The 25,689-nt window shown below is 54.2% G+C and carries 28 protein-coding genes; 10 read left to right on the top strand and 18 right to left on the bottom strand.

From position 1 onward, the window contains the following. Positions 1-319: 319 nt before the first annotated feature. Complete coding sequence (gene mak / locus VGM55_RS21585; RefSeq protein WP_331636647.1) at positions 320-1,231, bottom strand: fructokinase; 912 nt, start codon at positions 1,229-1,231, stop codon at positions 320-322. Between the two features lie 125 nt (positions 1,232-1,356). On the opposite strand from mak, the gene rdgC reads away from it, so the two are divergent. Then, the gene (gene rdgC / locus VGM55_RS21580) at positions 1,357-2,268 is read left to right on the top strand and encodes a recombination-associated protein RdgC (RefSeq protein WP_154185381.1); all 912 of its coding nucleotides are present in this window, start codon (positions 1,357-1,359) and stop codon (positions 2,266-2,268) included. A 58-nt stretch (positions 2,269-2,326) separates the two neighbouring features. On the opposite strand, the gene ppnP is transcribed toward rdgC, so the two are convergent. The 4 genes from ppnP to aroL form a co-directional block, all read right to left on the bottom strand. Beyond that, positions 2,327-2,620 (bottom strand): pyrimidine/purine nucleoside phosphorylase, encoded by a 294-nt coding sequence (gene ppnP / locus VGM55_RS21575; RefSeq protein ID WP_126357348.1) that lies wholly within the window; start codon positions 2,618-2,620, stop codon positions 2,327-2,329. An 82-nt stretch (positions 2,621-2,702) separates the two neighbouring features. Beyond that, positions 2,703-3,380 (bottom strand): AroM family protein, encoded by a 678-nt coding sequence (locus tag VGM55_RS21570; RefSeq protein ID WP_154185382.1) that lies wholly within the window; start codon positions 3,378-3,380, stop codon positions 2,703-2,705. A gap of 256 nt (positions 3,381-3,636) precedes the next feature. Further along, positions 3,637-3,828, bottom strand: a complete 192-nt coding sequence (locus VGM55_RS21565; protein ID WP_154185383.1) for a YaiA family protein — start codon at positions 3,826-3,828, stop codon at positions 3,637-3,639. A gap of 40 nt (positions 3,829-3,868) precedes the next feature. Further along, positions 3,869-4,393, bottom strand: coding sequence for a shikimate kinase AroL (gene aroL / locus VGM55_RS21560; protein ID WP_331636645.1), 525 nt, complete (start codon positions 4,391-4,393; stop codon positions 3,869-3,871). Between the two features lie 349 nt (positions 4,394-4,742). Between aroL and VGM55_RS21555 the strand changes: the two genes are divergently transcribed. After that, positions 4,743-5,468, top strand: coding sequence for a DUF2076 domain-containing protein (locus tag VGM55_RS21555; RefSeq protein WP_154185385.1), 726 nt, complete (start codon positions 4,743-4,745; stop codon positions 5,466-5,468). On the opposite strand, the gene VGM55_RS21550 is transcribed toward VGM55_RS21555, so the two are convergent. Beyond that, positions 5,465-5,926 carry a YaiI/YqxD family protein gene (locus VGM55_RS21550; RefSeq protein ID WP_154185386.1) on the bottom strand — a complete coding sequence of 154 codons (462 nt, stop codon included), beginning with the start codon at positions 5,924-5,926 and terminating at the stop codon, positions 5,465-5,467. The genes VGM55_RS21555 and VGM55_RS21550 overlap by 4 nt on opposite strands. A 171-nt stretch (positions 5,927-6,097) precedes the next feature. Here VGM55_RS21550 and proC point away from each other — a divergent pair, with 171 nt between their 5' ends. Further along, a complete protein-coding gene (gene proC / locus VGM55_RS21545) occupies positions 6,098-6,907 on the top strand; it encodes a pyrroline-5-carboxylate reductase (protein WP_154185387.1) in 810 nt (269 codons plus the stop codon). Between the two features lie 120 nt (positions 6,908-7,027). Here proC and VGM55_RS21540 read toward each other — a convergent pair whose 3' ends face one another. The 4 genes from VGM55_RS21540 to VGM55_RS21525 all read right to left on the bottom strand — a co-directional run bounded on the left by VGM55_RS21540 (position 7,028) and on the right by VGM55_RS21525 (position 10,706). After that, on the bottom strand, positions 7,028-7,339 hold the full coding sequence (locus VGM55_RS21540) for a PsiF family protein (RefSeq protein ID WP_331636644.1): 312 nt from the start codon (positions 7,337-7,339) through the stop codon (positions 7,028-7,030). 102 nt (positions 7,340-7,441) lie between these two features. After that, positions 7,442-8,857: an alkaline phosphatase gene (gene phoA, locus VGM55_RS21535; protein WP_331636643.1), complete on the bottom strand. Its 1,416-nt coding sequence runs from the start codon at positions 8,855-8,857 to the stop codon at positions 7,442-7,444. A gap of 93 nt (positions 8,858-8,950) precedes the next feature. Beyond that, a complete protein-coding gene (gene iraP / locus VGM55_RS21530; RefSeq protein WP_154185389.1) occupies positions 8,951-9,211 on the bottom strand; it encodes an anti-adapter protein IraP in 261 nt (86 codons plus the stop codon). Positions 9,212-9,494: 283 nt separating this feature from the next. Continuing rightward, positions 9,495-10,706: a multidrug efflux MFS transporter gene (locus VGM55_RS21525; RefSeq protein WP_154185473.1), complete on the bottom strand. Its 1,212-nt coding sequence runs from the start codon at positions 10,704-10,706 to the stop codon at positions 9,495-9,497. A 231-nt stretch (positions 10,707-10,937) separates the two neighbouring features. Between VGM55_RS21525 and ddlA the strand changes: the two genes are divergently transcribed. Then, positions 10,938-12,038, top strand: a complete 1,101-nt coding sequence (gene ddlA / locus VGM55_RS21520) for a D-alanine--D-alanine ligase (RefSeq protein ID WP_154185390.1) — start codon at positions 10,938-10,940, stop codon at positions 12,036-12,038. A 3-nt stretch (positions 12,039-12,041) separates the two neighbouring features. Here ddlA and VGM55_RS21515 read toward each other — a convergent pair whose 3' ends face one another. Beyond that, entirely contained in the window at positions 12,042-12,254 is a 213-nt protein-coding gene (locus VGM55_RS21515; RefSeq protein ID WP_154185391.1) for a DUF2754 family protein, read from the bottom strand. 272 nt (positions 12,255-12,526) lie between these two features. Between VGM55_RS21515 and VGM55_RS21510 the strand changes: the two genes are divergently transcribed. After that, a complete protein-coding gene (locus VGM55_RS21510; protein ID WP_154185474.1) occupies positions 12,527-12,862 on the top strand; it encodes a DUF2755 family protein in 336 nt (111 codons plus the stop codon). 40 nt (positions 12,863-12,902) lie between these two features. Here VGM55_RS21510 and VGM55_RS21505 read toward each other — a convergent pair whose 3' ends face one another. Together VGM55_RS21505 and VGM55_RS21500 are read right to left on the bottom strand one after the other, a co-directional pair. After that, positions 12,903-13,985, bottom strand: coding sequence for a DUF1615 domain-containing protein (locus VGM55_RS21505; protein ID WP_331636650.1), 1,083 nt, complete (start codon positions 13,983-13,985; stop codon positions 12,903-12,905). A 31-nt stretch (positions 13,986-14,016) separates the two neighbouring features. Continuing rightward, complete coding sequence (locus tag VGM55_RS21500) at positions 14,017-14,910, bottom strand: LysR substrate-binding domain-containing protein (RefSeq protein ID WP_331636642.1); 894 nt, start codon at positions 14,908-14,910, stop codon at positions 14,017-14,019. A gap of 101 nt (positions 14,911-15,011) precedes the next feature. Between VGM55_RS21500 and VGM55_RS21495 the strand changes: the two genes are divergently transcribed. From VGM55_RS21495 to VGM55_RS21480, 4 genes are all read left to right on the top strand, one after another. After that, positions 15,012-15,596, top strand: coding sequence for a nuclear transport factor 2 family protein (locus tag VGM55_RS21495; protein WP_331636641.1), 585 nt, complete (start codon positions 15,012-15,014; stop codon positions 15,594-15,596). Positions 15,597-15,682: 86 nt separating this feature from the next. After that, entirely contained in the window at positions 15,683-16,138 is a 456-nt protein-coding gene (locus VGM55_RS21490; RefSeq protein WP_154185395.1) for a MarR family transcriptional regulator, read from the top strand. 25 nt (positions 16,139-16,163) lie between these two features. Further along, positions 16,164-17,342: an HlyD family efflux transporter periplasmic adaptor subunit gene (locus tag VGM55_RS21485; RefSeq protein WP_331636639.1), complete on the top strand. Its 1,179-nt coding sequence runs from the start codon at positions 16,164-16,166 to the stop codon at positions 17,340-17,342. 10 nt (positions 17,343-17,352) lie between these two features. Further along, the gene (locus VGM55_RS21480; RefSeq protein WP_154185397.1) at positions 17,353-18,888 is read left to right on the top strand and encodes a DHA2 family efflux MFS transporter permease subunit; all 1,536 of its coding nucleotides are present in this window, start codon (positions 17,353-17,355) and stop codon (positions 18,886-18,888) included. A gap of 218 nt (positions 18,889-19,106) precedes the next feature. On the opposite strand, the gene sbmA is transcribed toward VGM55_RS21480, so the two are convergent. The 3 genes from sbmA to lpxP all read right to left on the bottom strand — a co-directional run bounded on the left by sbmA (position 19,107) and on the right by lpxP (position 21,937). After that, positions 19,107-20,324: a peptide antibiotic transporter SbmA gene (gene sbmA, locus VGM55_RS21475; RefSeq protein ID WP_331636638.1), complete on the bottom strand. Its 1,218-nt coding sequence runs from the start codon at positions 20,322-20,324 to the stop codon at positions 19,107-19,109. Between the two features lie 110 nt (positions 20,325-20,434). After that, a complete protein-coding gene (locus tag VGM55_RS21470; RefSeq protein WP_154185399.1) occupies positions 20,435-20,959 on the bottom strand; it encodes an isochorismatase family protein in 525 nt (174 codons plus the stop codon). A 51-nt stretch (positions 20,960-21,010) separates the two neighbouring features. Continuing rightward, the gene (gene lpxP, locus VGM55_RS21465; RefSeq protein ID WP_154185401.1) at positions 21,011-21,937 is read right to left on the bottom strand and encodes a kdo(2)-lipid IV(A) palmitoleoyltransferase; all 927 of its coding nucleotides are present in this window, start codon (positions 21,935-21,937) and stop codon (positions 21,011-21,013) included. 446 nt (positions 21,938-22,383) lie between these two features. On the opposite strand from lpxP, the gene ampH reads away from it, so the two are divergent. After that, on the top strand, positions 22,384-23,514 hold the full coding sequence (gene ampH, locus VGM55_RS21460; protein WP_154185475.1) for a D-alanyl-D-alanine-carboxypeptidase/endopeptidase AmpH: 1,131 nt from the start codon (positions 22,384-22,386) through the stop codon (positions 23,512-23,514). Between the two features lie 22 nt (positions 23,515-23,536). On the opposite strand, the gene VGM55_RS21455 is transcribed toward ampH, so the two are convergent. Next, on the bottom strand, positions 23,537-24,559 hold the full coding sequence (locus VGM55_RS21455) for a sensor domain-containing diguanylate cyclase (protein WP_331636636.1): 1,023 nt from the start codon (positions 24,557-24,559) through the stop codon (positions 23,537-23,539). 132 nt (positions 24,560-24,691) lie between these two features. Then, positions 24,692-25,594 carry an EamA family transporter gene (locus VGM55_RS21450; RefSeq protein WP_331636635.1) on the bottom strand — a complete coding sequence of 301 codons (903 nt, stop codon included), beginning with the start codon at positions 25,592-25,594 and terminating at the stop codon, positions 24,692-24,694. Positions 25,595-25,689: the final 95 nt, after the last annotated feature.

Here is a 25,689-nt window from a genome sequence, read left to right as displayed (position 1 = left end):
AGCGATCGTCGGGAACGAATCGCGAACGACCCCGACTGTTTGGGTGATAGCCGGTGGGTTTACCGCTTCAGCGGCGATGAGCTCGCCGGGCGCCGGGGCTGTTCGGGGGATGGCGTTATCCCCCGGACACGTTCACCGTTTTCGGAACGTGCAGGGAAAACAGGATTAGGGGTGAACGGAACAATTGAGGAGCAAAAAATATCTCCCGGCAAATTTTGAAAGGAAGATGTGACTAAGCCCCCCCTGAGGTAGAGAAAGAAAACCGCTTCCTCTTTTAATCCCCTCTCCCTTCCAGGGAGAGGGTGAGGGTGAGGGCGATTTACTTCTCCAGAGGCCACAGCCACGCCGCACCGCGAACGCCGCTCGAATCCCCGTGCACCGCCTTGCGGATAGGGGTTTCACACTCTCCGCCAAATACCCACGGTTTAATCAGCTGCGGCACCGTTCGATATAAACGTTCCACGTTGCTCATTCCGCCGCCAAGAACGATCGCATCCGGATCCAGAATATTCACAATATGGGCAAGCGACTTGGCAAGGCGCATTTCATAACGGCTCAGCGCTAATTCCGCCCGCGGATCCTGCTGTTCAGCGAGGCTGATAATCTCATTCCCCTTTAGCGTTTTTCCACTCAGGCGCTGGTAATCCGTGCCAAAGCCGGTGCCGGATATAAAGGTTTCGATGCAGCCTTGTTTGCCACAGTAGCATGGGACTTCGGCACGAAAACGCAGCTCGTCCTCATCCATCCACGGCAGTGGATTATGCCCCCACTCACCCGCCGTGCCGTTACCGCCAATCAGGCTACGGCCGTTGATGGCAACGCCCGCTCCGCAGCCGGTTCCGATTATCACCGCAAACACCATCTGCGCGCCGGCAGCCGCACCGTCTATAGCCTCAGACACCGCAAGGCAGTTAGCGTCGTTTGCCAGCCTGACCTCCCGCTTTAGCGCCATGCTGAGATCCTTGTCAAACGGCTGCCCGTTAAGCCAGGTTGAGTTCGCATTTTTCACTACCCGGGTATAAGGGGAAATAGACCCCGGGATGCCGAGCCCCACCGTACCGGTCTCGCCCGTTGCTTCCTCGGCCAGCCGTACCAGTTCAACAATATTCTTAATGGTGGCCTGGTAATCGTTTTTAGGCGTAGGTAAACGGTGACGATACAGCTGCTTACCGTCATCTGCCAACGCGATTACTTCTGTTTTTGTACCACCGAGATCGATACCTATGCGCACATGAACTTCCTCATTTGGTGATAATTATCAATAGTATAAAGTGGCATCAAAGCAAATGCGATGAAACGAGGCCGTCAATTCGTTATCATGCCCGCTGCGTTTAACTGACAACCTGGGACAGAATCATGCTGTGGTTTAAAAATTTAATGGTTTACCGTTTAAGCCGTGACATCACGCTGACGGCGGATGCAATGGAAAAACAGTTAGCCGCCTTCACCTTCACCCCTTGCGGTAGCCAGGACATGGCAAAAACCGGTTGGGTGTCGCCGATGGGCTCGCACAGCGATGCATTAACCCATGTTGCCAACGGGCAGATTGTGATTTGCGCCCGTAAAGAAGAAAAAATTCTGCCGGCTCCGGTCATCAAACAGGCTCTCGAAGCCAAAATCAATAAGCTGGAAGCGGAACAGGCCCGCAAGCTGAAAAAGACCGAGAAAGACGCCCTGAAAGACGAAGTCCTGCACTCCCTGCTGCCGCGTGCTTTCAGCCGTTTTAGCCAGACGATGATGTGGATAGACACCGTTAACGGTCTGATCATGGTCGACTGCGCCAGCGCCAAAAAAGCGGAAGATACGCTGGCACTGCTGCGTAAAAGTCTGGGTTCACTGCCTGTCGTGCCGCTGGCACTGGAAAATCCAATCGAGCTGACGCTGACCGAATGGGTTCGCTCAGGTGATGTCCCGGCGGGCTTTGCGCTGATGGATGAAGCCGAACTCAAAGCCATTCTTGAAGGTGGCGGCGTGATCCGCTGTAAACAGCAGGAACTGGTATGTGATGAAATCGCGGCGCATATCGAAACCGGCAAAGTAGTCACCAGGCTGGCGCTGGACTGGCAAGAGCGTATTCAGTTTGTTCTGGCTGACGATGGCTCCGTCAAACGCCTGAAATTTGCCGATACCCTACGTGAGCAAAACGACGATATTGACCGGGAAGACTTTGGTCAGCGTTTCGATGCCGATTTTATTCTGATGACCGGCGAACTGGCGGCGTTGATTACAAACCTGGTGGAAGCGTTGGGCGGCGAAGCACAGCGTTAAGACCGGACGTTGCCATAAGATATAGCCCCCCATCGCAAGATGAGGGGCTAAAATTGGGTTACTTATCTGCCAGATAACGGCAAAGGTAGGACGTTGGCTCCGCAACCTGCAGGTGAAATTCGCTGTGGCCCGGCACGTTAAACACTTCGCCAGCGGCATAGGTTTTCCACTCGGTTTCACCCGGCAGCAGTACGTGTAATGCACCACTCACGACGGTCATTTCTTCCGGTTGGGCGGTCCCGAAGGTGTATTCCCCCTCCTCCATCACACCAACGCTGGCACGGCCAGTGCTGCTACTGGTAAAACCGATGGATTTTACTTTACCGGAGAAGTACTCGTTACTCTGAAGCATGGACAGGCCCTTTATAGAAATTAGTGAAAAAACCACTATAGAGGTGAACTCTCAGGGCTGTCACGCAAATTGTTAAATCCATTCAGATAAGCAGTTCTGCCGCCAATCTGGCTACCAGCACATTGGATAAAAGCACCGGCACATCAAGCTGCTTTTGCAGAAAATCACGGTGTTTTTGATGGTAACCGAGGCAGTCCAGAACAAGAACATCCGCCCCCTCTGCCATTAGCTTTCTTCCTGCCTCCAGCAGATCGGCCTCGCTACCGTGTACGGGATTGGCGAGAGCATAAAGCGGCGGGTGAGTGAGTTTGCGCCACTTCAGCTCCTGAAACTTAATCAGTTCGGCGACCGGCAGAATGATCCCCACCTGATGGCCATCAACAATTGAGGCCACCAGCGGCGGAATGATGCGCTCCGGCTCCAGAAGAATAGCGTTACGGGCTTTCAACCCGATAAGTGGCATGGTACTCATTAGCAGAATGACTTCGTAACCTTCGTTGTCCAGTTGCTCAATAATCCCCTGCATCGCAATAGAGATTTTGTCGCGCCCGACCGAAGTAATGGTGTTGTCCGCCAGCAAAGTGAGCAGAGACTCTTCACCGGGTGACGGAGAAAACCGGCGGTGAACCTCGTCTGAAGAAAGGTTACCCAGCAGGCTTACCTGCGAGATTTGTTGTTCAGAGATATGTTCGGTTAAAAATGGCAAAACCTCACTCACAGACACTTTGCCGACGGTGAGAATGGCTACAGTTGGTCTCATGCTTCGCTCCGCTATTACTCAGTCACCGCCCTCTTAGCTGCACTGCTCCACGTCCGCTATGAAATAACTCCGCCGGGGTCGATCGTTTTTTGCTCGCCATAATCCGCAGCATACAACCAGAGCGATATCGAAATCCTTAACGAAACATCAACTACTGAGCAACATCTTTAATTAGATATATTTTAGGTAAATTAAAGGGATAAAAGTTTTTCTTATGAAAGACGAAGCACCGGCGGCACAGGCCTGCCGGTGGCGTTCAGGATTTCTGAGGGTCTTCATAACGCCGTTTTGCATCAAGGGCTTCCTGGCGGGTTTCATGCTCGCTAATCAGCGTGTCCTGATGGGGATGATCTGCCCGCAGCTGATACCAGGTTACGGCAGAACCTGGTACACCTTTCTGCACTTCGACAAGCCTTGCTTCTCGGGGATAAGGAGGTTGGGTCGCCATCGCTCGTCCTTATTTCTGGTGGATGAGCAGTAAGTATAGGCTAACTGGCGCGGGCCATTTGCAATGCGCTGAGGATAGCTTCCACCACCGCATCCGGGGGACGAGTGGCATCAACAATATGACGGGCAACCTGGCGGTACAACCCTTCGCGGGCGGCAAGCACATCGACGATTTCATCGGTGACACCTTTGCCCGTCAGGGTTGGACGCTGTCCTTCTTCCGGCGAGGCAGTCAGCCGCGAAGCCAGAATCTGTGCCGGAGCGTGCAACCAAATGGCGATGCCGTTCTCCTGCATAAATTGGCGGTTGCTTTCCGCCAGCACCATACCGCCGCCGGTTGCTACGACGGTCGCCGGGACCGTCACGCACTGAAGTGCATCGGACTCACGTGCGCGGAACCCTGCCCATCCCTCTTCCGCCACAATATCCGCAACGCTCTTGCCGGTGCTGGTCAGCAGAAAGCTATCGGTATCGACAAATGCATAACCCAGCGTTCTCGCCAGTGCCTGACCGACGGTCGTCTTACCACAGCCGCGAGCGCCGACTAAGAATAGGGGTTGAGTCATCAGAGATAATCCTCGGAAGTGCTGGCCTCAGGCCAGTAGGGACAAATGCAAAAACAGAGAGCGATAATACCATCAAACTAGTACATGAGATAGTGTAAACTTATGGTTACATTCATTATCGTTAAAGCGATAAATCCAGTAACAGCAGCCTTAACCGGCCATTAACAAGTGTAAACTAAATCAACCACTCGCTAACAGCGCCACAATACTTTAAACGCCAGGCCAATGACAACCCTTAATCTGAGATTCAGTAACACATTTATGGTTAGCTTTACGATTAAGGCGTTTAACCCACGCTGAAGATGATCAAGACTCCTTTTAAGACTTCATCATGACAGAGGTATGAACCATGCAATCTGAAGAGCAGCGTCTTATCGACGGGCTTTTTGACCGTCTGAAACAGGCCGAGAGCCAAAGTTCCACTCGCGATGCGGCCGCAGAACAGCGGATTGCGCAACACCTCAGCCAGCAGCCGGGGGCCGCTTACTACATGGCCCAGACTATCCTTATCCAGGAAGCGGCCATAAAGCAGCTGAACGGTAAAATTCAGGAGCGGGAAGCGAAAGTCACCGAGCTTGAGCAAAAATCTCGCCAGCAGCAAAGCAGCGGCGGTTTTCTGGCCGGTTTGTTCGGCGGCGGCAGTAATAACAACTCTCGCGGTTCCGATCCGATTCCGGGCAGCCAGAACTACGGAGCGTCAGCGGCACCGGGCTACGGCGCAGCCCCACAGGGCGGCTACGGTGCGCCCCAGGCGGCACCTGCCAGCGCGCCGCGTGCCGGAGGCGGTTTCCTGTCTGGTGCGCTGCAAACCGCAGCGGGCGTTGCAGGAGGCGTTGTGGTGGCAGAAATGCTGACCAGTATGTTCCACCACAGCCAGCCGGATGAGATCGTCAATATCATCAACGAGCCAGCACCGAGCTTCGACAACAGCTCGTTTGACTCCGTCAACGACTACAGCCAGGCTGACGATCGCCAGTTCCTGAACCAGGATTGGCAGTCGCAGGATAACGGTAGCTTCGGAAACGACGACTTTGGCGGCGACGATTACGGCGACGACGACGACAGTTTTATTTAAGCCTTCTGCGCCCGCGCGACCATCAGCAGCCATTTTTCCAGCTCATTGGCAAACTGCTGGCGGTCGCGCTGGCTCAGGCTGTCCGGCCCGCCGGTTTGAACACCGCTGGCGCGCAGGGTATCCATAAAGTCGCGCATCGTCAGGCGTTCACGAATGGTTGCGGGCGTATAAAGCTCACCCCGAGGATTCAGCGCAATAGCCCCTTTCTCCAGTACATCGGCTGCCAGGGGAATATCAGCCGTGACCACCAGATCGTTTTTCTCACAGCGCCGAACAATTTCGTTGTCTGCAACATCAAACCCTGAGGCAACCTGCAAACTGCGAATAAAGCGCGACGGCGGCGTTTTAAGCCCCTGATTTGCCACCAGCGTTACCATCACCTGAGCACGTTCAGCCGCACGAAAAAGGACTTCTTTTATGACCTTCGGACACGCATCGGCATCCACCCAAATTTGCATTATGGCTCCTGATTGTCGGCGGGAATGATGGCGATTTTGCCGTGCTTTTGCAGAATGGCAAAATTTATCTGCGCCCGCGGCGCCGTTTAAGCGCAAACATAGCCTAAGTGCCGGAAAGCGCGTTAAGCTATCACCATAAGATAACGAAACAAATAACCATGGAGTAACGCTATGGATAAGAAAATTGGCTTTATTGGCTGCGGCAATATGGGGAAGGCTATCCTCGGCGGCCTGATTTCCAGCGGCCTGGTGCCGGCTGGCAATATCTGGGTCTATACCCCATCACCGGATAAGGTTCAGGCATTGTGCGATGAATATGGCATTAACCCGGCGCAGAGTGCCCAGGACGTCGCGCAGATAGCCGACATCGTCTTCGGTGCCGTCAAGCCGAACATCATGCTGAAGGTACTCAGTGAAGTTAATTCCGACCTGAATAAAGACACCGTGATCATCTCCATTGCCGCAGGCATTACCCTGGAAACCCTCGCGAAAGTGCTCGGCCACGACCGTAAGATTATCCGCGCAATGCCAAATACCCCGGCGCTGGTCAACGCTGGTATGACGTCGGTAACGCCAAACGCGCTGGTAACCGCTGAAGATATCGCCGATGCGGTGAGCATTTTCCGCAGCTTTGGTCAGGCGGAAGTGGTAAGCGAAGCGATGATCCACCCGGTGGTTGGCGTTAGCGGCTCTGCTCCGGCGTATGTATTTATGTTTATCGAAGCCATGGCGGATGCCGCGGTGCTGGGCGGTATGCCGCGCAAACAGGCCTATCAGTTTGCCGCTCAGGCGGTGATGGGCTCCGCGAAGATGGTGCTGGAAACCGGTACCCATCCAGGCGAGCTGAAAGATATGGTCTGCTCCCCGGGCGGTACCACCATTGAGGCGGTAAAAGTGCTGGAAGAGAAAGGGTTCCGCGCCGCAGTGATGGAAGCGATGGTGAAATGTATGGCGAAGTCGGAGCTGCTTGGGAAGTCCTGATTTTGGAATAACCCCTAACCCTCTCTCCTGTGGGGAGGGGGGACTGAATCGAGCACTCATCTTCGATTTTCCCCCTCTCCCTTCCAGGGCGAGGGCCGGGGTGAAGGTCATTTAAACGGCTTATTTTTTCTTAAGACAGTTGCTCATAAAGGTTTTTCTGGCGTCGCCCTTCAGCGATTGCTTCGCGGCATCCGCATTACAGTCTTTCATCTTTTGTTGCTGTGGCGTCAGGGTTTTTCCGGCAGCTGCCGGTGCTTCCCCTTTCAGGCAACTGCTCATATAGCTCTTACGCTGATCCCCTTTCAGAGACTGCAAGGCCGCCTCCTGATTACAGGTCGTCATACGCTGCTGCTGCGGCGTCATCGTTTTCTCAGCCGCCGTTGCAGACCCAACCAGCCCTACCAGTAACACCGCTAATAATGAAAATTTCATACCTTATTCCTTTTTTATAGTGACGCTTAAAGCCTGGCCTAAGGCAAAAAAAATGCGACGTTTCCGCCGCATTTTTTTCTCACCGTTTGACCAGAGGGCCCTTTACTCCAGCGCCATTGCCGCTTTCATGGTGTAGAACAGGTCAGTCTGGTCAGTCAGCCCGACGACGTTTGCCGCATGGGGACCATAGGCCGCCACGCGCAATTGGGTGCCGGTATGTTCCTGGGATTCCCCCTCAGAGTTCCCATAGCTGATGACCATCACCGCGCCGTCTTTGGTGTTCAGCGCCTGAGTCAGACCCGGTGCTTTGGTGTCCGGCGCCACAATCTGACTGGAGTGAGCATGATCCGCGGTGACGATAACCAGGGTGTTTCCGTCCTTACGGGCAAACGCCAGCGCTTTCTGTACGGCTTCATCAAGATCGACCGTCTCGCCAATCTGGCCACACGGGTTAGCGGCATGATCCTGTTTATCAATAGAAGCGCCTTCTACCTGCAGGAAGAAGCCTTTCTCGTTGCCTTTAAGCAGGTCGATAGCTTTTTCTGTCATCTGCGCCAGGGTCGGCACGCTGGCATCGCGTTTTGGATTTGGCGTACAGGTCACCGCCGGCTGGTCAATATTGCCGTGGTAGGTCGCCTTCGGGCCTTCCCAGCGTACCGGCATATTGCCGCCCGCAAACATGCCAATCAGCGGTTTCTGCTGGTTGGCGACGGTCACACCCGCAAGACCTGCCGCGTTGTCTACCCACTGGTAGCCGCGGGCATCCGCCTGCTCGCGCAGCGTTTTACCGTTCCATTCTCCGGCTTTCGCCACTTCACTAAACGTCTTTGCCCCGCCGCCAAGCGTGACGTCAGCTCGGGTATTCAGCAGTTGCTCGGTAATAGAGCCTTTACCGCCATTTTCCAGCGCGTTGGTGGAACACTTTTCACTGGTCGCGCTCGGGCCATAGCATTTACGGCCAGTAACATGAGAAACCAACGCTGCAGGCGTCGCGTCCTGAATTTCAGCAGTGGATACGTTTCCGGTCGCCTTACCGGCTGCCTTCGCCAGCTCAAGGATAGTCACGTGATCTTTCCCGTCGACATCGACACCCAGCGCGCCGTTATAGGTTTTTACTCCGGTGCTCCACGCCGTCGCGGAGGCTGCCGAATCGGTTACGTAATCCGGCTTTTTCGTTTTCTTATCGAGGGAATAATGGGTGTATTGCCCGGTCAGCGGCAAAGCATCAATACCCCGGAAGAAACCGCCGGCTCCTTCGGCATAGTTTCTGGCGGCGGTAATTTCCGAGTCACCCATTCCGTCCCCAATCAGCAGAATAATGTTTTGCGCCGTCTTATTGTTTAAAGAGGCGCGAATCGCTTCTGTTTGATCGCCAGTAATACGGCGGGCACCGCCAGGCTGAGTTAAATCCCCCTGTGCAGCACGATTTTCCAGAGATGAGGTCGTTTCTTGTGATTGTGATGGGGTGCTGACGAACAGCAAAGGCAGCAGGCTGGCGATAATTACGCTCTGTTTCACTTTATTTTCTCCATGTAGTAACTACTGAATATAAATAAAAACAGAGCGAGTATAAAAATGACTTATGACACTAATATGACAAAGAAATTTGATTCAACTACGAGGATGGATAAGCAATTTTTTTAAATATTGACGGAGTAATTCAGTATCCTGGACTGGCACGACAGTCTTTGGGGTGGCATCTTCTAATGCCCCTTCAATACTGGCGACCAGCGCCGTGCGTTCCCCTTGTTCAAGCCTTCTCAGCAACGCAGTCACAACTATTTCCAGCGCTTCTACCTGAGCAACTAACTCTTTCGACTCTTCTTCTTTTTCCGCGAGTTTAACCAATAACTCTGCAATAAGATTTTTCATTTTCTCAGTCCCTGCGGGGTTAAGACATGACGTTAACACTCAGATCCACCTGAGAGCAATATGCCGTGTTAAATATGTGCGTAATAGCAAATAACGGTGATATTAAAACGATTCAGTCTGATAATAATCCCGACAGCGAATCTTTCGCACCACAAAAAAAGAATAATGGAATATTATTCGCTAACGATCCTGCTGTCGGCCCAAAGAAAAATAAGTAGAAATCAATCTTCATATTTCACTCACTAATATAGCCGACGAGCTGAAAAGACTCTCCCCCTAAAATTTAGGTATCACGCGTCTGCTGCCTGGCGTTTTTCCACCTGAAGGCGACCGCAAGCTGCCAGACATTAAGCAGCACAACCAGTGCGGTAGCAGCAAAAACGTAACGAAAACCGACCATTGCGGATACACCCGCCCCCATCAACGGCCCGGCCACATTCCCCAGATACATAAACGACTGGTTATAACCAAAGATACGTCCGGTGACCTGATCACTGCAGTATTTCAACAACAGCGTTTGCACCGCTGGCAGCATTGCACCATCGGCGAAGCCCAGCATAAAACGCAATATGCCCAGCTGCACCGGAGAGGTCACAAAGGACATTGCCAGGAATAACACCACCGCGCAGCACAGCGTCGCCATCAAAATACGTTCGGTGCCAATGCGGTCGCCCAGTTTGCCAAGTTTTGGCGCAGCAAACAGCGCGGAAATCCCCGGCAAGGCGGCGATAAACCCGCTCATAAAAGCGATGTTAAGGCTGTCCGGGGAAAGCTGTTTAATAAACAGCGCCAGGATAGGCCCAATCGAGCCGTTGCAGAGCTGAATCACCAGCGTGGTAATAAACAGGCTTAAAATAAGCCAGGGATAAGGCAGCGTGGCAAACACCTCTTTTCCGGTCAGGCGTTCATCCTTGCTGATTTTAGGCCGTGCGCCCTCTTTAATCAGCAACAGCGTCACCAAAAAGCTGACCATCAACAATCCGGCAGTGGCAAAGAAGACCGGCCTTAACCCCAAATGATCCGCCATAAAACCGCCCAACAGCGGGCCAACAATCACGCCGCTGATTTGCCCGGTAGACAGCGTGCTGATAGCCCAGCCGCTGCGCTCACGCGGAACCTGCGAAGCAATCAGCGCCATGGCATTGGGGATATAGCCTGAGGTTAAGCCCATCACCGCACGCAGCAGGAAGAGCTGCCAGACGTTGGTGGCAAAAGCCTGTAGCAGGATCGCCACCGCCATGCCGAAGGAGGCGCGAAGCAGCATCAGCTTGCGTCCCTTGCGGTCGGCCAGGCTGCCCCACATAGGTGAGACTATCGCCGACACTAAAAAGGTCACGCTGAAGGTCAGTCCTGACCAGAGGGATAACGCTTCGTGGGAGGTGACGCCGAGTTGCTCAACGTAGAGCGGAAGAAAGGGCAAAATCTGGCTGATCGCAAGGCCGGTAAAGAAGCAGCCAAACCAGACAGAAATGAGGTTAACCTTCCAGGACTCCATAGCGCGCTTTTTCAAAGGGGATGCAACCAGAACAGAACGATTTCTGGAAAGCTTATCACACTAATGAATATTGCCGTCAGCGCTCAGGGCCTGCCATTACGATATCGACATGATTGCTTACTAAAGCACATATCCTGCCCCACCGTGCCTGATGATGCAGGAACCACATGAATCCCCGTAATGAGCGTGCTATGTTGTCCGCCTTCGTAAAGTTTATGGGTGGATTAAGGCATGGCAAAACTGCGGGTTGGTATCGTGTTTGGTGGAAAATCGGCAGAACACGAGGTGTCGCTGCAGTCGGCAAAAAATATCGTCGACGCCATTGATAAGTCGAAATTTGATGTAGTGCTGCTGGGTATTGATAAACAGGGCCAGTGGCATATCAACGATGCGTCCAGCTACCTGCTGAACGCCAATAATCCGGCGCTTATCGCCCTGAATCGCTCCGAGAAAAACGTCGCGCTGATTCCGGGTCAGACTGAACACCAGCTGATTGAAACCAGCACCGCGGAACAGCTCTCCCAGATAGACGTGATTTTCCCTATCGTGCACGGCACCTTAGGTGAGGATGGCTCCCTGCAAGGTATGCTGCGCGTGGCCAACCTGCCGTTCGTCGGTTCAGGCGTACTGGGTTCCGCGGTCAGCATGGATAAAGACGTCGCCAAGCGCCTGCTGCGCGACGCGGGTCTGAACGTGGCGCCATTCATTACGCTCACGCGCGCAAACCGTGCAAAAATCAGCTTCGCCGACGTGGAAAAACAGCTCGGTCTGCCGCTGTTTGTTAAGCCAGCCAACCAGGGCTCCTCCGTCGGCGTCAGCAAAGCCAACAACGAAGAGCAGTACCACGCCGCGGTAGCGTTAGCCTTTGAGTTTGATCATAAAGTCGTGGTGGAAACCGGTATTAAAGGGCGTGAAATCGAGTGTGCCGTACTGGGGAATGACTACCCACAGGCCAGCACCTGCGGTGAGATTGTGGTCAATAGCGAGTTCTATTCCTACGACACCAAATACATTGATGAGCAGGCTGCACAGGTGGTCGTTCCGGCAGCGCTTGAGGCTGACATTAATGACAAGATACGCAAAATTGCCGTTCGCGCTTACCAGGCGCTGGAGTGCAGCGGCATGGCCCGTGTCGACGTATTCCTGACGGAAAACAACGACGTGATCATCAACGAGATCAACACGCTGCCGGGCTTTACCAATATCAGCATGTATCCAAAACTGTGGCAGGCCAGCGGGCTTGGTTACCAGGAGCTTATTACCCGCCTGATTGAGCTTGCCCTGGAACGCCACCAGCAGGATTGCGCGCTAAAAAGCTCAATCACCGCGTAGCGCTTAAGGCTCCGCCGTTTCCGGCTCTTCGCGGGGGCGGCGGATAATAAAGCCTGCAAGCCAAAAGCCAATGACCCACGTCACCAGCCCCACCGCATAATTTTGCCACCCCTGGGTTTCCAGCCCCATCAGGCCAACCACGCCGTTAAGAATAAAAATCAGCCCTATCGCCACCGCATAGTAATGCCAGTCACGACGCATCTTCAGGGTTAACATAGCCGCCTCACGTAATCAGAAATAAACCTGCCGGCATTGTCGCACATCAGCGGCAGGGAAACGCGCTGTTGCCGCAGGCTCAGCTAGCATAATGTTAATAAAATTTCCGTTAAGTTACAAAAATGTGAAGTTAAGCAAAAAACGCAAAACCAGGAGGATTCTGCCCCACAAATTACCAGCAATCTGATATTGACAACGCTTATGACCTGCCAAAATCCGCGCTATGGGGAGTCACACGTTTGATTCGCATTGCGATTATACGGGAGGTTATGATGGCGGATATTACTTTGTCGAAAGCTGTTATTCCGGCGACGCGGGTGATAACAACAAAAACAGAAGGGTCTGTGCCGGGCAACATTGCTTATGCGCTGTTCGTGCTGTTTTGTTTTTGGGTGGCCACCCAAATGCTAAACCTCATCGTTCAGGCTCCCGGCGTGCTGGAATACCTTGCTCAAAGCAACGACGCCAGCCGCCCGCGCATAGAGATGGGGCTGGCGGTTAGCACCGTGTTTGGGCTTATCCCTTTCCTGCTGGGCGCGCTAACAATGGGTATCGTCGCCCTGACGCTACGCTTGCGCCACCGCCGTCACTCCGCCTGGTTTTACTGAACCCAAAGGCGGCAGTCTTCAGACTCCCGCCCGCTACGGCCTAACGCTGCATACAGCTCGCCCGTCTATCGTCTACCCGTTTAGCAAACCAGGCCGTGGTCAAATTGCGGGTAATTTTCGGGCTTTCAAGCGTAATGCCGGGCAGCACCTCTTTAGGCAACGGCTGACCTGCCTTTTTCTCCGCTAGCGCAAAGACCTGCTTGTAGAGGGTCGTTTTCTCAAACCCAATGCTGTCGCCTTTTTGCAGCGCCCGACGAATTTCGCTGTCGCTCATATCCAGCTGCTTTGACAGCTTGCGCACCGCCATCTCGGTACTGCTCGGCTTGTCGCTGGTATAGAGGATCAGATCGCCATCCAGCGCCAGCTTCGTGCCCGTCGCGCGGCTGACCGCGCTCTGGAAGGCGGCGTTTCGGCTGGCGTACCAGCCGGCGTTATAGTCAGCAAAGCGATAAAGCGGTTTGGTGTAGTTGGCCGGATAATTCAGCAAGTGATAAGTGCCAAACCACAGCCCACCTCTGCGGGTAAACACTTCCTGGCGAACCGTTCCGTCCATTTTCCACGGGTAGCCGTCGGTGTGCTTCTCGGCAAAGGCGACGCTAACCTGCATAGTGCCGCCGGTTCGCACCGGGTTAAAGCTGCCAAACAGCTTCTGCCCCATCGGCACCATCGTCAAAAAATCATCAAAAATGGCGCTGAGCTGCCCTTCGGTTTTGACGTTATCCAGCCTTTCGCTGTAGCTCTTGCCGTTAGGGGAATTAATGCGCAGCGCGGTATGCACCAGCAGCGGTGGAATGTGCATTTTCTCGGCGCGGCGGTCTATCTCTTTCCCGGCGATTTTATTCAACCCCGGCACCGCCGGGTCAGCCTGCAGATTGGACTCCTGTAACGCCACGGCCAGTACGGAACAGATGTTCTCTTCGTTCGGCTCAAGGTTTTGGCTTTTTAAGGTCGTCAGCAGGTCTTTTGCCAGGCCCGCCCTATCCTTTACCCCTTCCGGGATTTTCCGCCGGGCAACGGTTTCGATATCTATTGGCTTAGCTGCCGCGGTCGTAGTAGAGGCCGGCGTGCTGCCTTTGGTTGTACACCCAGTCAATACCAACAAGGCTCCCAGAGAGAGCGCCATCAATCCATGCTGCCTGTTCAATAAGTCATCCTCATGACGTTTCGTTGTGATTATTTTTCAGGGCCAGACGAACCCAGGCCTTCACGGCCCCCTGAGTTTCATCGCGACGGCTTAACAATAGCAATTCAGCCGTCAGTCGCCGATCGGAAATTGGCTGATAAACCAGGTGCGGGATAGCCATGTGGGTAAAAGAATGCGGCAGCAGCGCAATGCCAAAACCGGAGGCCACCATTGCCAGCGCGCCAAGCGTGCTGGATGCCTGATACAGCGGAGCGGGCGCTTCACCACCCCACAGTTCCCGAACCTGCTCCAGGGCTTCGTCGCCCTCGCCGGCGGCGAACTGAATATGAGGAACCTGCGCCAGCATCTCAAGTGTGATCCGCTTTTCGGCCGCCAGCGGGCTGCCTTCGGCCACCGCAACCATCATCGGCCATTCCGCAATTTTTACCGCCTCAATATCTTCGGCAAGCTCGCCCATCAGCGGCGTGTAAGCCACGTCGATTATCCGCTGCCTGAGCGCCTCACCCAGCGCGCGCGGGGACATTTCCTGAAGCTGAAGCTCCACCTTCGGCAGAAGCTGGTGAAAAGCGCGAACGTCATTCATTAAGCACCCGGAAATCACTGCGTTGCCGGCAAAGCCAATCCTCACCACGCCGGTTTCCCCACGTAGCGCCCTCTGAACGATATTTTTACCGTGCTCGGCCTGTTCAAGCGTTCGCCTCGCTTCAGGCAGCAGCAATCTTCCTGCTTCCGTTAGTTCGACCTTACGGCTGGTACGCGTAAACAGCGGCCCACCCACTTCGTCTTCCAGCGTACGAATCTGCATACTTAGCGCGGGCTGGACAATGTGCAGCAGCGCTGCGGCCTGCCCAAAATGACCGGTTTCGGCCAGCGTGACGAAGTAGCGAAGGTGTCTCAATTCCATGCACGCACCATCAATATTAATGATTAAACCATCATATCAATATATTTCATTTATCAATAACGCGCTGCAACAATGGCTCTTCATCTTCGCAGGAGACGTATATGAACAGTGACTATTTGCGGGACCGCCTCGCCATCAACGACTTAATCAACGGCTGGATGCACCGGGATCTTGCCCAGTGGGACAAGCTATCTGTTCTCTTCCACCCGGAAGGCACTATCGAAGTTACCTGGTTTGAGGGCCTTGCCAGCGAATTTATCAAAGGCTCTATGCGGATGGGCAAGTCCGACATCAGTACCAAACACCTGATTGGCACGCCGGTGGTCAGCTTCAATAGCGCGCAAGACAAGGCGATTTCTGAAACCAACGCCATGATTATTGGCCAAAACCACAGGCTGGAAATAGGCGCCACCTGCCATAACCGTTTTTATGACATGCTGGAAAAACGCCAGGGCATCTGGCGAATCCTGCGCCGCCAGGTGGTTTACGATTTTGGCTCGTTCGACTTCCCGTTTGGCCCTGTGAACATAGATAAAGAGGCGACAAAACGCTACCCGGCAGCCTACGCGCCCCTCGCCTATTTGCTGGAAAAATCAGGCTTTCCTGTACAGCGCGTGTTTGCAACTCAGGGCTCAGACCTCGAAATAGCGATGAAAAAAGAGGCCCAATCCTGGCTGGCCGACTGACAAAACGTGCTCTCATCCTGACATAACGTTGACAATTAGATGCCTGGTCAGTAATTTCATTTGTAACTACTGACCAGGCAAATACCATGAGTAAGACTACGGGTACTCCCTCTTCTAAACTGCACCTTGGCCTGCTGATTCACCTGTCGAACCAGTTCAAAGACCAGCTCATTACCCAGTACTTTTCGCCGATGGGCATTACCGGTGCGCAATTTAAAGTATTGATAAGTATCTATAAGGGCTTTAACAGCCCGGTAGAAGTCAGCAAAAACCTGGTGATGGATACCGGCGCCATGAGCCGCATGCTTGAACGAATGGTGAAGCGAGATCTGATCGTGCGAAACGTGAATCCCGAAGATAAACGCCAGGTGATTCTGGCGCTGACTGAGAAAGGGCAACAGCTATGCGAGAGCTTCCAGAATGAAGCCCTTGCATCGATCATCGGCACGCTCACCGAGCGCCTGACGCCCGAAGAATCAAAGCAGCTTAACGAACTGCTTATCAAAATGCTGCCGGACGAGATAACCGAGCGCCACCTTTAAGTTTCTGACTAAGGCCACATTAAAAATGCAAACCGCTACCGAGCAGGTTGAACGCGCGCCGAACAAGCGCAAGCGTAACTTCGCCGTCCTTCTTATCGTTCTGCTGCTTATCGCCGCAGGCTGCCTGGCATGGTACATGCTTTACGCACGTTATTACGAAACAACCGACGACGCCTATGTCAACGGCAACCAGGTCACGCTAACCCCACAAATCGGCGGTACCGTAACGCAGGTCAGCGTCGATGAAGGCGACTATGTCGAAAAAGGCCAGCCGCTGGTGCAGCTTGACCCAAGCGATACCGAAATTGCGCTTCAGCAGGCGGAAGCCAACCTTGCAAACACCGTACGCCAGGTACGCGGGCTTTATAGCACCGCGGATAACTACCGGGCCCAGGTTGCCGCGAAGCAGGTTGCGCTGCAAACCGCGCAAAGCGACTACGCTCGTCGCCAGAAAATCTTTGCCACCGGCGCCATTGCCGCTGAAGACTTGTCCCACTACCGCGATGCGGTCACCAGCGCGCAGAGCGACCTCGCCGCCGCCCAGCAGGCATTGCGCACTAACCTCGCGATGGTCGATGACACGGTTATCGACAGCCATCCGGAAATTAAAAGTGCCGTTGCCACCGTGCGCCAGCGTTTCCTCGACAATGCGCGCAGCACCATCGTCGCGCCGGTGAGTGGATTTGTCGCTAAGCGTGCCGTTCAGCTGGGAATGCGCGTCGACTCCGGCACCACGCTGCTGGCGATTGTGCCGCTGGACCAGGTATGGGTCGATGCCAACTTTAAAGAGAGCCAGATGCAGGATATGCGTCTCGGGCAGAAGGTTACACTGACCGCCGATTTATACGGCGACGACGTGGAGTACCAGGGCACCATTGAAAGCCTCGGCATCGGGACCGGCAGCGCCTTCTCGCTGTTACCGGCCCAGAACGCCAGCGGCAACTGGATCAAAATCGTTCAGCGCCTGCCGGTACGTATCACGCTTGACCCGCATGATATGCAGAAGCACCCGCTTCGTGTTGGGCTGTCGATGTTCGCTCGCGTGGATATTCGCAATGCTGACGGTCACCTGCTGCCGCAAAAAACCGTCACCACACCGCGGTTTACTACCGACGTTTACCAGAATGCACTGGATGAAGCCGACAAGCTGGTCACGAAAATCCTTCATGACAACAGCCAGTCGGTAGCGTCAGGCACCCGCTAAGAGAGACGTTATGCAAGATAAGGCGGCGTTTACGCCTCCCAGCCTGCTGCTGGCGACTATCGCGCTGTCGCTGGCCACCTTTATGCAGGTGCTGGACTCCACCATCGCTAACGTGGCGCTGCCGACGATTGCCGGTAACCTCGGCGTCAGCGCCGATCAGGGCACCTGGGTTATCACTTCGTTCGCAGTGTGTAACGCCATTGCCCTGCCGCTGACCGGCTGGTTTACCCGCAGGTTTGGACAGCTCAAGCTGTTCGTCGGCTCGGTGGCGCTGTTCACCCTCACCTCGTTCTTGTGCGGCTTTGCCCACAGCATGACCGAGCTGATTATCTTCCGCGCGCTGCAGGGCTTTTTCGCCGGGCCGATGTTCCCGATGTGCCAGACGTTGCTGCTGATTATCTTCCCATCCAGCAAGCGAAGTATGGCGCTGGCGCTGCTGTCGATGGTAACGGTTGTCGCGCCGATTGTCGGGCCAATTACCGGCGGCTGGATCACCGATAACTATTCGTGGCCGTGGATCTTCTACATCAACGTGCCGATCGGGATCTTTGCTGCCATCGTGGTATGGACGCAGCTGCGCGAACGTGAAGAGACAACGACCATCGCCCCTATCGACTACATCGGCATCGCGCTGCTGGTGCTTGGCGTCGGGCTGCTTCAGGTGGTGCTGGATAAGGGGAACGACCTCGACTGGTTCTCCTCGCCGGAGATAATCACCATGTCGGTGATTTCAGCCGTTGCGCTGGTATCGTTTGTTATCTGGGAGTTGGGGGAGCGCCATCCGATAGTGAACCTGCGCCTGTTCGCCGACCGTAACTTTGCCATCGGTACGCTGTCGCTGACGCTGGGGTATGCGGCGTTCTTCGCCATCAACATTATTCTGCCGCAGTGGTTGCAAACCCAGATGGGCTATACCGCTATTTGGGCCGGTCTTGCCGCCGCGCCGATGGGTGTACTGCCGCTGCTGCTGACGCCGATTGTCGGGCGCTACGCCAACAGAGTAGACATGCGCCTGCTGGCTACGCTGTCGTTCCTGACGATGGGCGCTTCGTGCCTGCTGCGCGCGCAGTTTAATACCAATGTGGATTTCCGCACTATCGCCGAAGTCCAGCTGTTTATGGGGATTGGCGTGGCGTTCTTCTTTATGCCGATAACCACCATTGTGCTGTCGAATCTGAACGGTGTTGAGGTGGCAGAAGGTTCCGGCCTGGCAACCTTCTTCCGCGTGCTGGGCGGGTCATTTGCTTCTTCGCTGACCACCTGGATTTGGTCACGTCGCGAGGTTTACCACCACGCTAACCTGACGGAGAGCGTGTCGGCTTATAGTCCTTCAGCGGTGGACTATCTGCATAAGATGGGCGGCGCTACGCAGCAGCACCTCGCGGTAGTGGATAAAACCATTGAGCAACAGGCCTATATGATGTCGACCATCGACTACTTCTGGCTGCTGGGCTGGGGCTTTATGGCGCTGATTGTAGTGATTTGGTTTGCCCGACCGCCGTTTACCCGCTCCGGAGCACCGTCAGCACCTTCCGCGGGGCACTAATCCGACGGCTTAGCAAAAAGGGATGGCATTGCGCCATCCCTATGCGGTTGCTGACGAAGAGGGAAAAAGCGTGGTTTTTCCCTCTTCGTGGTTATCAGCCGAAAATCAATGAATTGATTTTCCTAATTTTTTAACAAGCTGTCTGGTATTTCTTCTATCCCCAGAGTTTGTCACCCGCCTGAAAGGGATGGCATTGCGCCATCCCTTTTCTTTTTGCCTTAGACGGCTTCTTCGGTGCCCGGCACCGGCACATCCTGCAGCGTTCGCTCGAAGCTGCGCAGACGTTTGTAGATAGACATCAATTCAACCAGCGTGGTCCAGGAACTGATTAGATACTGGAACGAGCCGCGTACCTGGCCAAAGGCGTTGGTTATCTGCTGCATCAGGCCCAGGGTAATCGCACCTGCGGCGATCGAAGGGAACAGCAGGAACAGGCCAAACACATTGTCTATCTGGAGGTAAAGAATGCGCACGATATTGAAATAGGTGTAGTGGAAATAGAGGCGGAAGTAGTTATGTCGAACGTCGCCAAACAGCGCTTTTACCGTTGGCGGAGTAGCGCGACTGGCGTCGTCTTCCCCGTAAACCAGCTCTTTACGGTAGGCGGCCTCCACTTTCTGGTTATTAAACTGCAGCCCCGGCAGCTTTATCCCGACCGCCGCCAGCAGGCCGGTTCCCATCAGCGACCAGATAATCGCCGCAATCACCAGGCCATAAGGCACCGCGCCAACAATCGGCAATTCCTTAACGTGCGGTGACAGCGCCACCAGAATAGGCAGGAAAGCAATCAGCGTCATTACCGACTGCAGCAGGCTCACGCCCATATCCTCAAGCGTCGAGGCAAAGCGCATGGTGTCTTCCTGCACACGCTGGGCCGCCCCTTCGATATGGCGCAGCTTCTGCCAGTTTTCCATGTAGTAGTCGTTCATCGCGGTACGCCAGCGGAATACGTAGTGGCTAATAAAGAAGCTATTCAGCACGCCGACGGTGACATAAATCAGCGCAATCCCAAGGAACACGCCGGTTTCGCTATAGAAGCGTTGCAATGGGACTTTATTCGGGGAGGCTAACGCGGTTTGTATAAGGTCAAAGAACGGGGCATACCAGGCGTTAATCGCCACGCCCAGCTCAACCATAAACCAGGTCACAAAGACGATCAGCGACGAGCCAAGAATCGACCAGCGCTGCCACGGATGCGGGCTTATCAACGCCCACACCCCGGCAAACACGCCAACACAAACGGCATAAAAAGCATAGAAAACAAAGGCTTTAAGAGTCCAAAAACGGGCTGCACTAATGGGTACTTGCTGGCTGGCTCCCACTAGATTTTCTAGCCACAGGCCGCCGCCGAACTGCCAGAATATGACTGCGAGTAGTCCCCATATTGCCGCCGAAATAAAAAACAGCTTCGGCGACGGGAAGAAAGATTTAAACATTACAGCACTCCTGATACGACTTTTTGTTGTTATATCTGCCGGTTATAGCGAACGTTCTACGATAATGCTTGCAGAATGTTGTATCAAGGAGTGAGAGGGGCTTACAGAATTTATCGCCAGCCGTCGAGAATGGACGCGGTCGTTTTCACTTCCAGGGTGTTGCCCGGAATCGACAGGTTGGCCCAAACCTCATTGTGCTGTTGAATAAGCGCCTCAGCGCTCACCGACGAGCGGTCAGCCGTGGTGTGGGCATCGCTGGCAACCGTAATGGCATAGCCCCGGCTTACGCCATTTTTGACGGTGGTATCCACGCAGTAATCCGTGGCGCAGCCGCACACTACCAGCGCATTGATTTCATTTTTTTTTAACAAAGGATCCAGCGTCGTACGGTAGAAAGCATCGCAGGCCGTTTTGGTCACATACAGCGCCCCTGCCGGACGATGCAGTTCGGGAATAATGTCGAACGCTTCGCTGCCTGGCTGCAGTTCCGCTTCGTTGTGCTGGATAAAAATCACTTTTTCCGCCGCATCAATAAGTTGATTAATTCTGGCGGCGGTTTGCTCGCGAGCACGGCGGGGGGACGCTAAAACGCCGTTTTGCATATCAATAACCATGACAACGCGGGCTGCAGGCATGCTGACTCTCCTTATATAAGAAAGAAAAAGCGTAGCACGCCTGCCTGAGGATTAAATCGTGTAAAGACCGGCATGGCCGAACGGCCGGGTCTTAAAACGGCGATGCAGCCACAGATACTGCTCCGGCGCGCGCATGATTTCATGCTCAATTTTACGGTTCACATAGGCTGCGGCAGCCTGTTCATCTTCGGCCGGGTAATCACAAAACTCGGGCTCAATAACCAGTTGATATCCGGAGCCAGCGGGCTTGCGGATCAAAACCGTCGTCAGAATGGCGGGTTTTGCCAGGCGAGCAATGGTAAAGGTGCCGTTGGTTGTCGCGGCCTCTTGAACGGCAAAGAATGGCGCAAAGGAGCTGCCTTTCGGGCCGTAGTCCTGGTCAGGCGCAAACCATACCGCTTCGCCTGACTTCAGCGCTTTCACCATCCCTTTCAGGTTACGGCGATCCAGCATCGCTTTATTTGAGCGCGAGCGCCCGCGGGTCTGCACGTACTCCATCGCTTTATTATTGTGCGGGCGGTACATCGCCATCATTGGGCGACACAGCCCCATCACGCGCCCGCCCAGCTCAAGCGACATAAAATGCACGCCAATGACCATCACCCCTTTGCCTTTGTCGCAGGCGGCGGTGATGTGTTCAAGACCACGCACTTCAAACCATTTACGCACCCTGGCGTCTGACCAGAACCAGGCCATGCCGGTTTCAATCAGGCCCATACCGAGTGAACCAAAGTTTTTACTGACGATGATTTCGACCTGCTCTTCGCTGTAGTGCGGGAAACAAAGGTGCAGGTTCTGGCGAGCGATGGTGACGCGGCGCTTAAGAAAACGCATGGAAAAACGCCCAATGAGATCGCCCATCTTCATCAATACCGGATAGGGAAGCTGAACCCACAGCCACAGCACAGCCAGCCCAAACCAGGTCAGCCAATAGCGAGGATGTAAAAGGCATTTATAAAACAACGGTTTTTTTGACATGTTTACTTCTTTTCTTTATGCGAGGGGGAGGTTGTGTATCGCATAAAGAACTCAATCAGTAGCGGTACGCCTGGGGCTAGTACTAAGATGCCGGGGATGGAAAATAGTTTCAGTGAAGCACTAAATTACCCGTAGGATAATACGCACTTTTTGTCAAAGCAGCGTAAGGAAATTGTCAGTTTTTTTATCCTTTCAGAGCTTTCATTGCGGCCCGTAAGTTTTACACCCAAGACCGATGAATAAATACACAAAATGTGTATCATTAAGCGTCAGATGACAAACTTTTGTACCGCCACCCGGTGATGTAACGCACGGTTACGCTTTTCATTAACGAATCGCGTAATTGACGCTTTGCATAAGCGCGCAGACTAGTATAAATACCTGCTATACCGCTTTATTTTTTGAACTGGATTTTTGCGTTGAAAACTCGTCTCCCTCGTCTTCTTATGCTGGCTGCAGCCCTGCTGCCGGTACTTAGTTTTGCACAACCGTCACCGGCACCAGAATTTGCCTCTGACGTTGTCGATCGCTATGCCAACCATATTTATTACGGCAGCGGTGCGACCGGCATGGCTATTGTGGTGATTGATGGCAATCAGCGAGTGTTTCGCAGCTTCGGCGATACCCGACCGGGGAATAACGTTCGTCCACAGCTGGATTCTGTTATCCGCATCGCCTCACTGACCAAGCTAATGACCAGCGAAATGTTGGTAAAAATGCTCGACCAGGGAAAAGTTCAGCTCAACGATCCGCTCAGCAAATATGCGCCGCCAGGCGCGCGCGTGCCGACCTTTAACGGCCAGCCAATTACGCTGATTAATCTGGCAACCCACACCAGTTCTCTGCCACGTGAACAGCCCGGCGGGGCGGCACACCGCACGGTATTTACCTGGCCGACTCGCGATCAACGCTGGAACTGGCTCTCACAGGCCACGCTGAAAGCCGCACCGGGTACCGTTGCCGCCTATTCGAACCTTGCATTTGACCTGCTGGCCGACGCGCTGTCACGCGCAAGCGGCAGGCCGTACGCCGACCTGTTCGATGAGCAGATTGCCCGCCCGCTGGGCATGAAAGACACCACCTTCACCCCCTCGCCCGATCAATGCAAGCGCCTGATGATCGCTGAAAAAGGAGCCAGTCCTTGCGACAACACGCTGGCGGCGGTTGGCAGCGGCGGCGTCTATTCCACGCCGGGCGATATGATGCGCTGGATGCAGCAATTCCTCTCTTCCGACTTCCATCGCCGCAATAACCAGGCAGACAGGATGCAAACCCTGATTTATCAGCGCAGCCAGCTGCATAAGGTCATTGGGATGGACGTGCCGGGGAAAGCCGATGCGCTGGGCATGGGCTGGGTATGGCTGTCACCAAAAGACGGCCGTCCGGGTATTATTCAGAAGACCGGCGGCGGCGGCGGCTTCATCACCTATATGGCGATGGTGCCGCAAAATAACGTCGGTGTTTTTGTCGTGGTCACCCGCTCACCGCTGACCCGCTTCGTCAATATGAGCGACGGTGTGAATGATTTAGTCACCGAGTTAAGCGGCAATGCAACGCCGGTAATACCGGCTTCATAAGGCTTGCTCGCGGCGTGGAGTATTAGCTCACCGCCGCGCCGTTTTTACGCCGCTTTTTGTCGACGTACATGAGGGTATCCGCCTCACGCAGCGCATCATCTGGCGTTGTGGTGGCCGGGTTAATGGCGATAGCGCCAATACTTGGCCCGGCATAGTCAATGACGCAGGATTTCAGCTGATATTCCCCGCTAAGCAGCGCTGACAGTCTGACGCGAAAAGCGGCTGCCGCCCGCAGGGCTTCACCATATTCAGCGGGCCCGGCACCCGCGACAATAAACTCATCTCCGCCAACCCGACCCAATACCTCGTCTCCCCTCACGCCCTCTTCAAGCCGTTTACCGATAGCGCAAAGGAAATCGTCCCCGGTTTCATGACCGTGGATGTCGTTTATCTGTTTAAACCCATCCAGGTCGGCAAACGCCACCAGCACATAGCGGGCGTCGTCTTTGGCACGAGCGAATAAGCGAGGAAGCTGTTCGAAGACCGCACGGCGATTAGGTAGCCCGGTGAGGTCATCGGTATAGCTGGCGGTAGTCAGCGCGGTGTTTGCCAGCTGGAGTTTCTTCATCAGCTGCTCATTCTGAATCTGCTGAGCAATCAGCTGTGAGAACAGCTGCAATACCTGTTCACTGTGATCGGTCAGTACACGCTGCTCAGAGCTGGCGGCACACAGCGTACCGTAGAGCGAGCCATCGGCGAGGGTCACCGGTGTACTGACGTAGGTCACGATACCTAGCGCCTTTGCCGCTTCAGAGTCACCCCATACGCTTGCCACATCGCAGGTATAGCGACGGCCTTCGTCCAACGCGCGTTTACACAGCGTGTCTTCCCACGGTACGGAGAGTCCTTCCGGGATATTCATCGCCTTCGTATTGCGGGAAAAAACAATATGCTGCTGGCTGCCCTCAGGGTCAATACGGGTCAGATAGGTGGATTCCATATTGGTCACCAGCTCAAGCATTTCCAGCAACTGTCTGACCAAACCTTCCAGGGTATATTCGGCGTCTAAGGCGGTGGAGATACGCTCAATTAGATTATCAATCATCACACTGAAATACCTTTATCGGTGGTGCAGACTTACGCCCGGAGGGCACTTTTTACCCTATCATAACGGTAACTTCTACCCCCCAAAATATGATATTTCTGCCGGTAATTAAACCTTGCAAAATGTAGCGCTTTAGCGCGAATGCAGCTTACCTCGGGAATCCAAAGAGATAAGCACCACGGAAGAGATAATCAGCAGCGACCCCAGCCAGTCCGGCAGCGTAAAGCTGACGCCCAGCAACAGCACCGACAGCAGCGCGCTGCTTAACGGCTCTGCACAGCTGAGAATACTGGCCTTTGGCCCACCGATTATTTGCGCGCCGGTCAGATAGAGGCTGAAGGTAATGGCCGTGCCCACAACGACGAGGTAGAAGAAGGCCAGCAAGGTACCGCCGGAAGCGGTAAAGCGACCAATCTGGCTGGCATAAAACGGCAGCAGCGCGACACCGCCCAGCAGCATACTCCAGCCCACCACCGGTAACGTGCCATAGCGAGCAATCAGCTTCGAGGGGTAGGTCGTGTAGAACGCAGCGGCAAACGCAGAAGCAATGCCCCAGAATAACGCGCTGCCGGAAATCGTAATCGACGCCGGATTACCGTGAGTTACCAGCACAAACGTCCCGATTAGCGAGGTGCCAATCGCGGCATAGACCAGTTTTCCGGAACGTTTTTTACGCACAAAGGCAAACCAGGCCACGATAAGGGTTGGCGAGAGGAATTGGAGAACCGTTGCGGTTGCGGCGTTGGACTGCTCGATGGTCAGCAGGAAGGTCAGCTGCACCGTTAGCGCACCGCAAAGGGTAAAAATCAGCAGAGAAATCAGGTCATCACGCTGCCTAAACACGGCAAAGATCTTATCCCCGTGCATGAACGATAGCATCAGCAGGATCAGGCCGGAAAACAGCAGCCGCAGCATGGTTAGCGACGCCGAGGAAATATGGCTCTGCTCCATAATGTATTGCGCGCACACCCCGGAGCTTCCCCACAGTACCGCCGCAAACAGCACATACAGCATTCCTTTCCGACTAACGCTCATTACCCAACCCTTTTAAACAACCGCTTTATTTAGGTCAGCATGATAACGCAAATCCTCAAGGATAAGATGCCAGACATCGCTATCGACGGCGTCCG

Source organism: Cedecea sp., from assembly GCF_036500665.1.
Lineage (GTDB): Bacteria > Pseudomonadota > Gammaproteobacteria > Enterobacterales > Enterobacteriaceae > Cedecea.
The sequence above is the reverse complement of the archived record's forward strand: the minus strand, read 5'-3'. Positions and strand labels throughout refer to the sequence as shown.

Coding starts and splice junctions, on each gene's coding strand:
- rdgC (WP_154185381.1), top strand. CDS start 1,357: ATGCTGTGGTTTAAAAATTTAATGGTTTACCGTTTAAGCCGTGACATC.
- ppnP (WP_126357348.1), bottom strand. CDS start 2,620: ATGCTTCAGAGTAACGAGTACTTCTCCGGTAAAGTAAAATCCATCGGT.
- VGM55_RS21570 (WP_154185382.1), bottom strand. CDS start 3,380: ATGAGACCAACTGTAGCCATTCTCACCGTCGGCAAAGTGTCTGTGAGT.
- VGM55_RS21565 (WP_154185383.1), bottom strand. CDS start 3,828: ATGGCGACCCAACCTCCTTATCCCCGAGAAGCAAGGCTTGTCGAAGTG.
- aroL (WP_331636645.1), bottom strand. CDS start 4,393: ATGACTCAACCCCTATTCTTAGTCGGCGCTCGCGGCTGTGGTAAGACG.
- VGM55_RS21555 (WP_154185385.1), top strand. CDS start 4,743: ATGCAATCTGAAGAGCAGCGTCTTATCGACGGGCTTTTTGACCGTCTG.
- VGM55_RS21550 (WP_154185386.1), bottom strand. CDS start 5,926: ATGCAAATTTGGGTGGATGCCGATGCGTGTCCGAAGGTCATAAAAGAA.
- proC (WP_154185387.1), top strand. CDS start 6,098: ATGGATAAGAAAATTGGCTTTATTGGCTGCGGCAATATGGGGAAGGCT.
- VGM55_RS21540 (WP_331636644.1), bottom strand. CDS start 7,339: ATGAAATTTTCATTATTAGCGGTGTTACTGGTAGGGCTGGTTGGGTCT.
- iraP (WP_154185389.1), bottom strand. CDS start 9,211: ATGAAAAATCTTATTGCAGAGTTATTGGTTAAACTCGCGGAAAAAGAA.
- VGM55_RS21525 (WP_154185473.1), bottom strand. CDS start 10,706: ATGGAGTCCTGGAAGGTTAACCTCATTTCTGTCTGGTTTGGCTGCTTC.
- ddlA (WP_154185390.1), top strand. CDS start 10,938: ATGGCAAAACTGCGGGTTGGTATCGTGTTTGGTGGAAAATCGGCAGAA.
- VGM55_RS21515 (WP_154185391.1), bottom strand. CDS start 12,254: ATGTTAACCCTGAAGATGCGTCGTGACTGGCATTACTATGCGGTGGCG.
- VGM55_RS21510 (WP_154185474.1), top strand. CDS start 12,527: ATGGCGGATATTACTTTGTCGAAAGCTGTTATTCCGGCGACGCGGGTG.
- VGM55_RS21505 (WP_331636650.1), bottom strand. CDS start 13,985: ATGGCGCTCTCTCTGGGAGCCTTGTTGGTATTGACTGGGTGTACAACC.
- VGM55_RS21500 (WP_331636642.1), bottom strand. CDS start 14,910: ATGGAATTGAGACACCTTCGCTACTTCGTCACGCTGGCCGAAACCGGT.
- VGM55_RS21495 (WP_331636641.1), top strand. CDS start 15,012: ATGAACAGTGACTATTTGCGGGACCGCCTCGCCATCAACGACTTAATC.
- VGM55_RS21490 (WP_154185395.1), top strand. CDS start 15,683: ATGAGTAAGACTACGGGTACTCCCTCTTCTAAACTGCACCTTGGCCTG.
- VGM55_RS21485 (WP_331636639.1), top strand. CDS start 16,164: ATGCAAACCGCTACCGAGCAGGTTGAACGCGCGCCGAACAAGCGCAAG.
- VGM55_RS21480 (WP_154185397.1), top strand. CDS start 17,353: ATGCAAGATAAGGCGGCGTTTACGCCTCCCAGCCTGCTGCTGGCGACT.
- sbmA (WP_331636638.1), bottom strand. CDS start 20,324: ATGTTTAAATCTTTCTTCCCGTCGCCGAAGCTGTTTTTTATTTCGGCG.
- VGM55_RS21470 (WP_154185399.1), bottom strand. CDS start 20,959: ATGCCTGCAGCCCGCGTTGTCATGGTTATTGATATGCAAAACGGCGTT.
- lpxP (WP_154185401.1), bottom strand. CDS start 21,937: ATGTCAAAAAAACCGTTGTTTTATAAATGCCTTTTACATCCTCGCTAT.
- ampH (WP_154185475.1), top strand. CDS start 22,384: ATGCTGGCTGCAGCCCTGCTGCCGGTACTTAGTTTTGCACAACCGTCA.
- VGM55_RS21455 (WP_331636636.1), bottom strand. CDS start 24,559: ATGATTGATAATCTAATTGAGCGTATCTCCACCGCCTTAGACGCCGAA.
- VGM55_RS21450 (WP_331636635.1), bottom strand. CDS start 25,594: ATGAGCGTTAGTCGGAAAGGAATGCTGTATGTGCTGTTTGCGGCGGTA.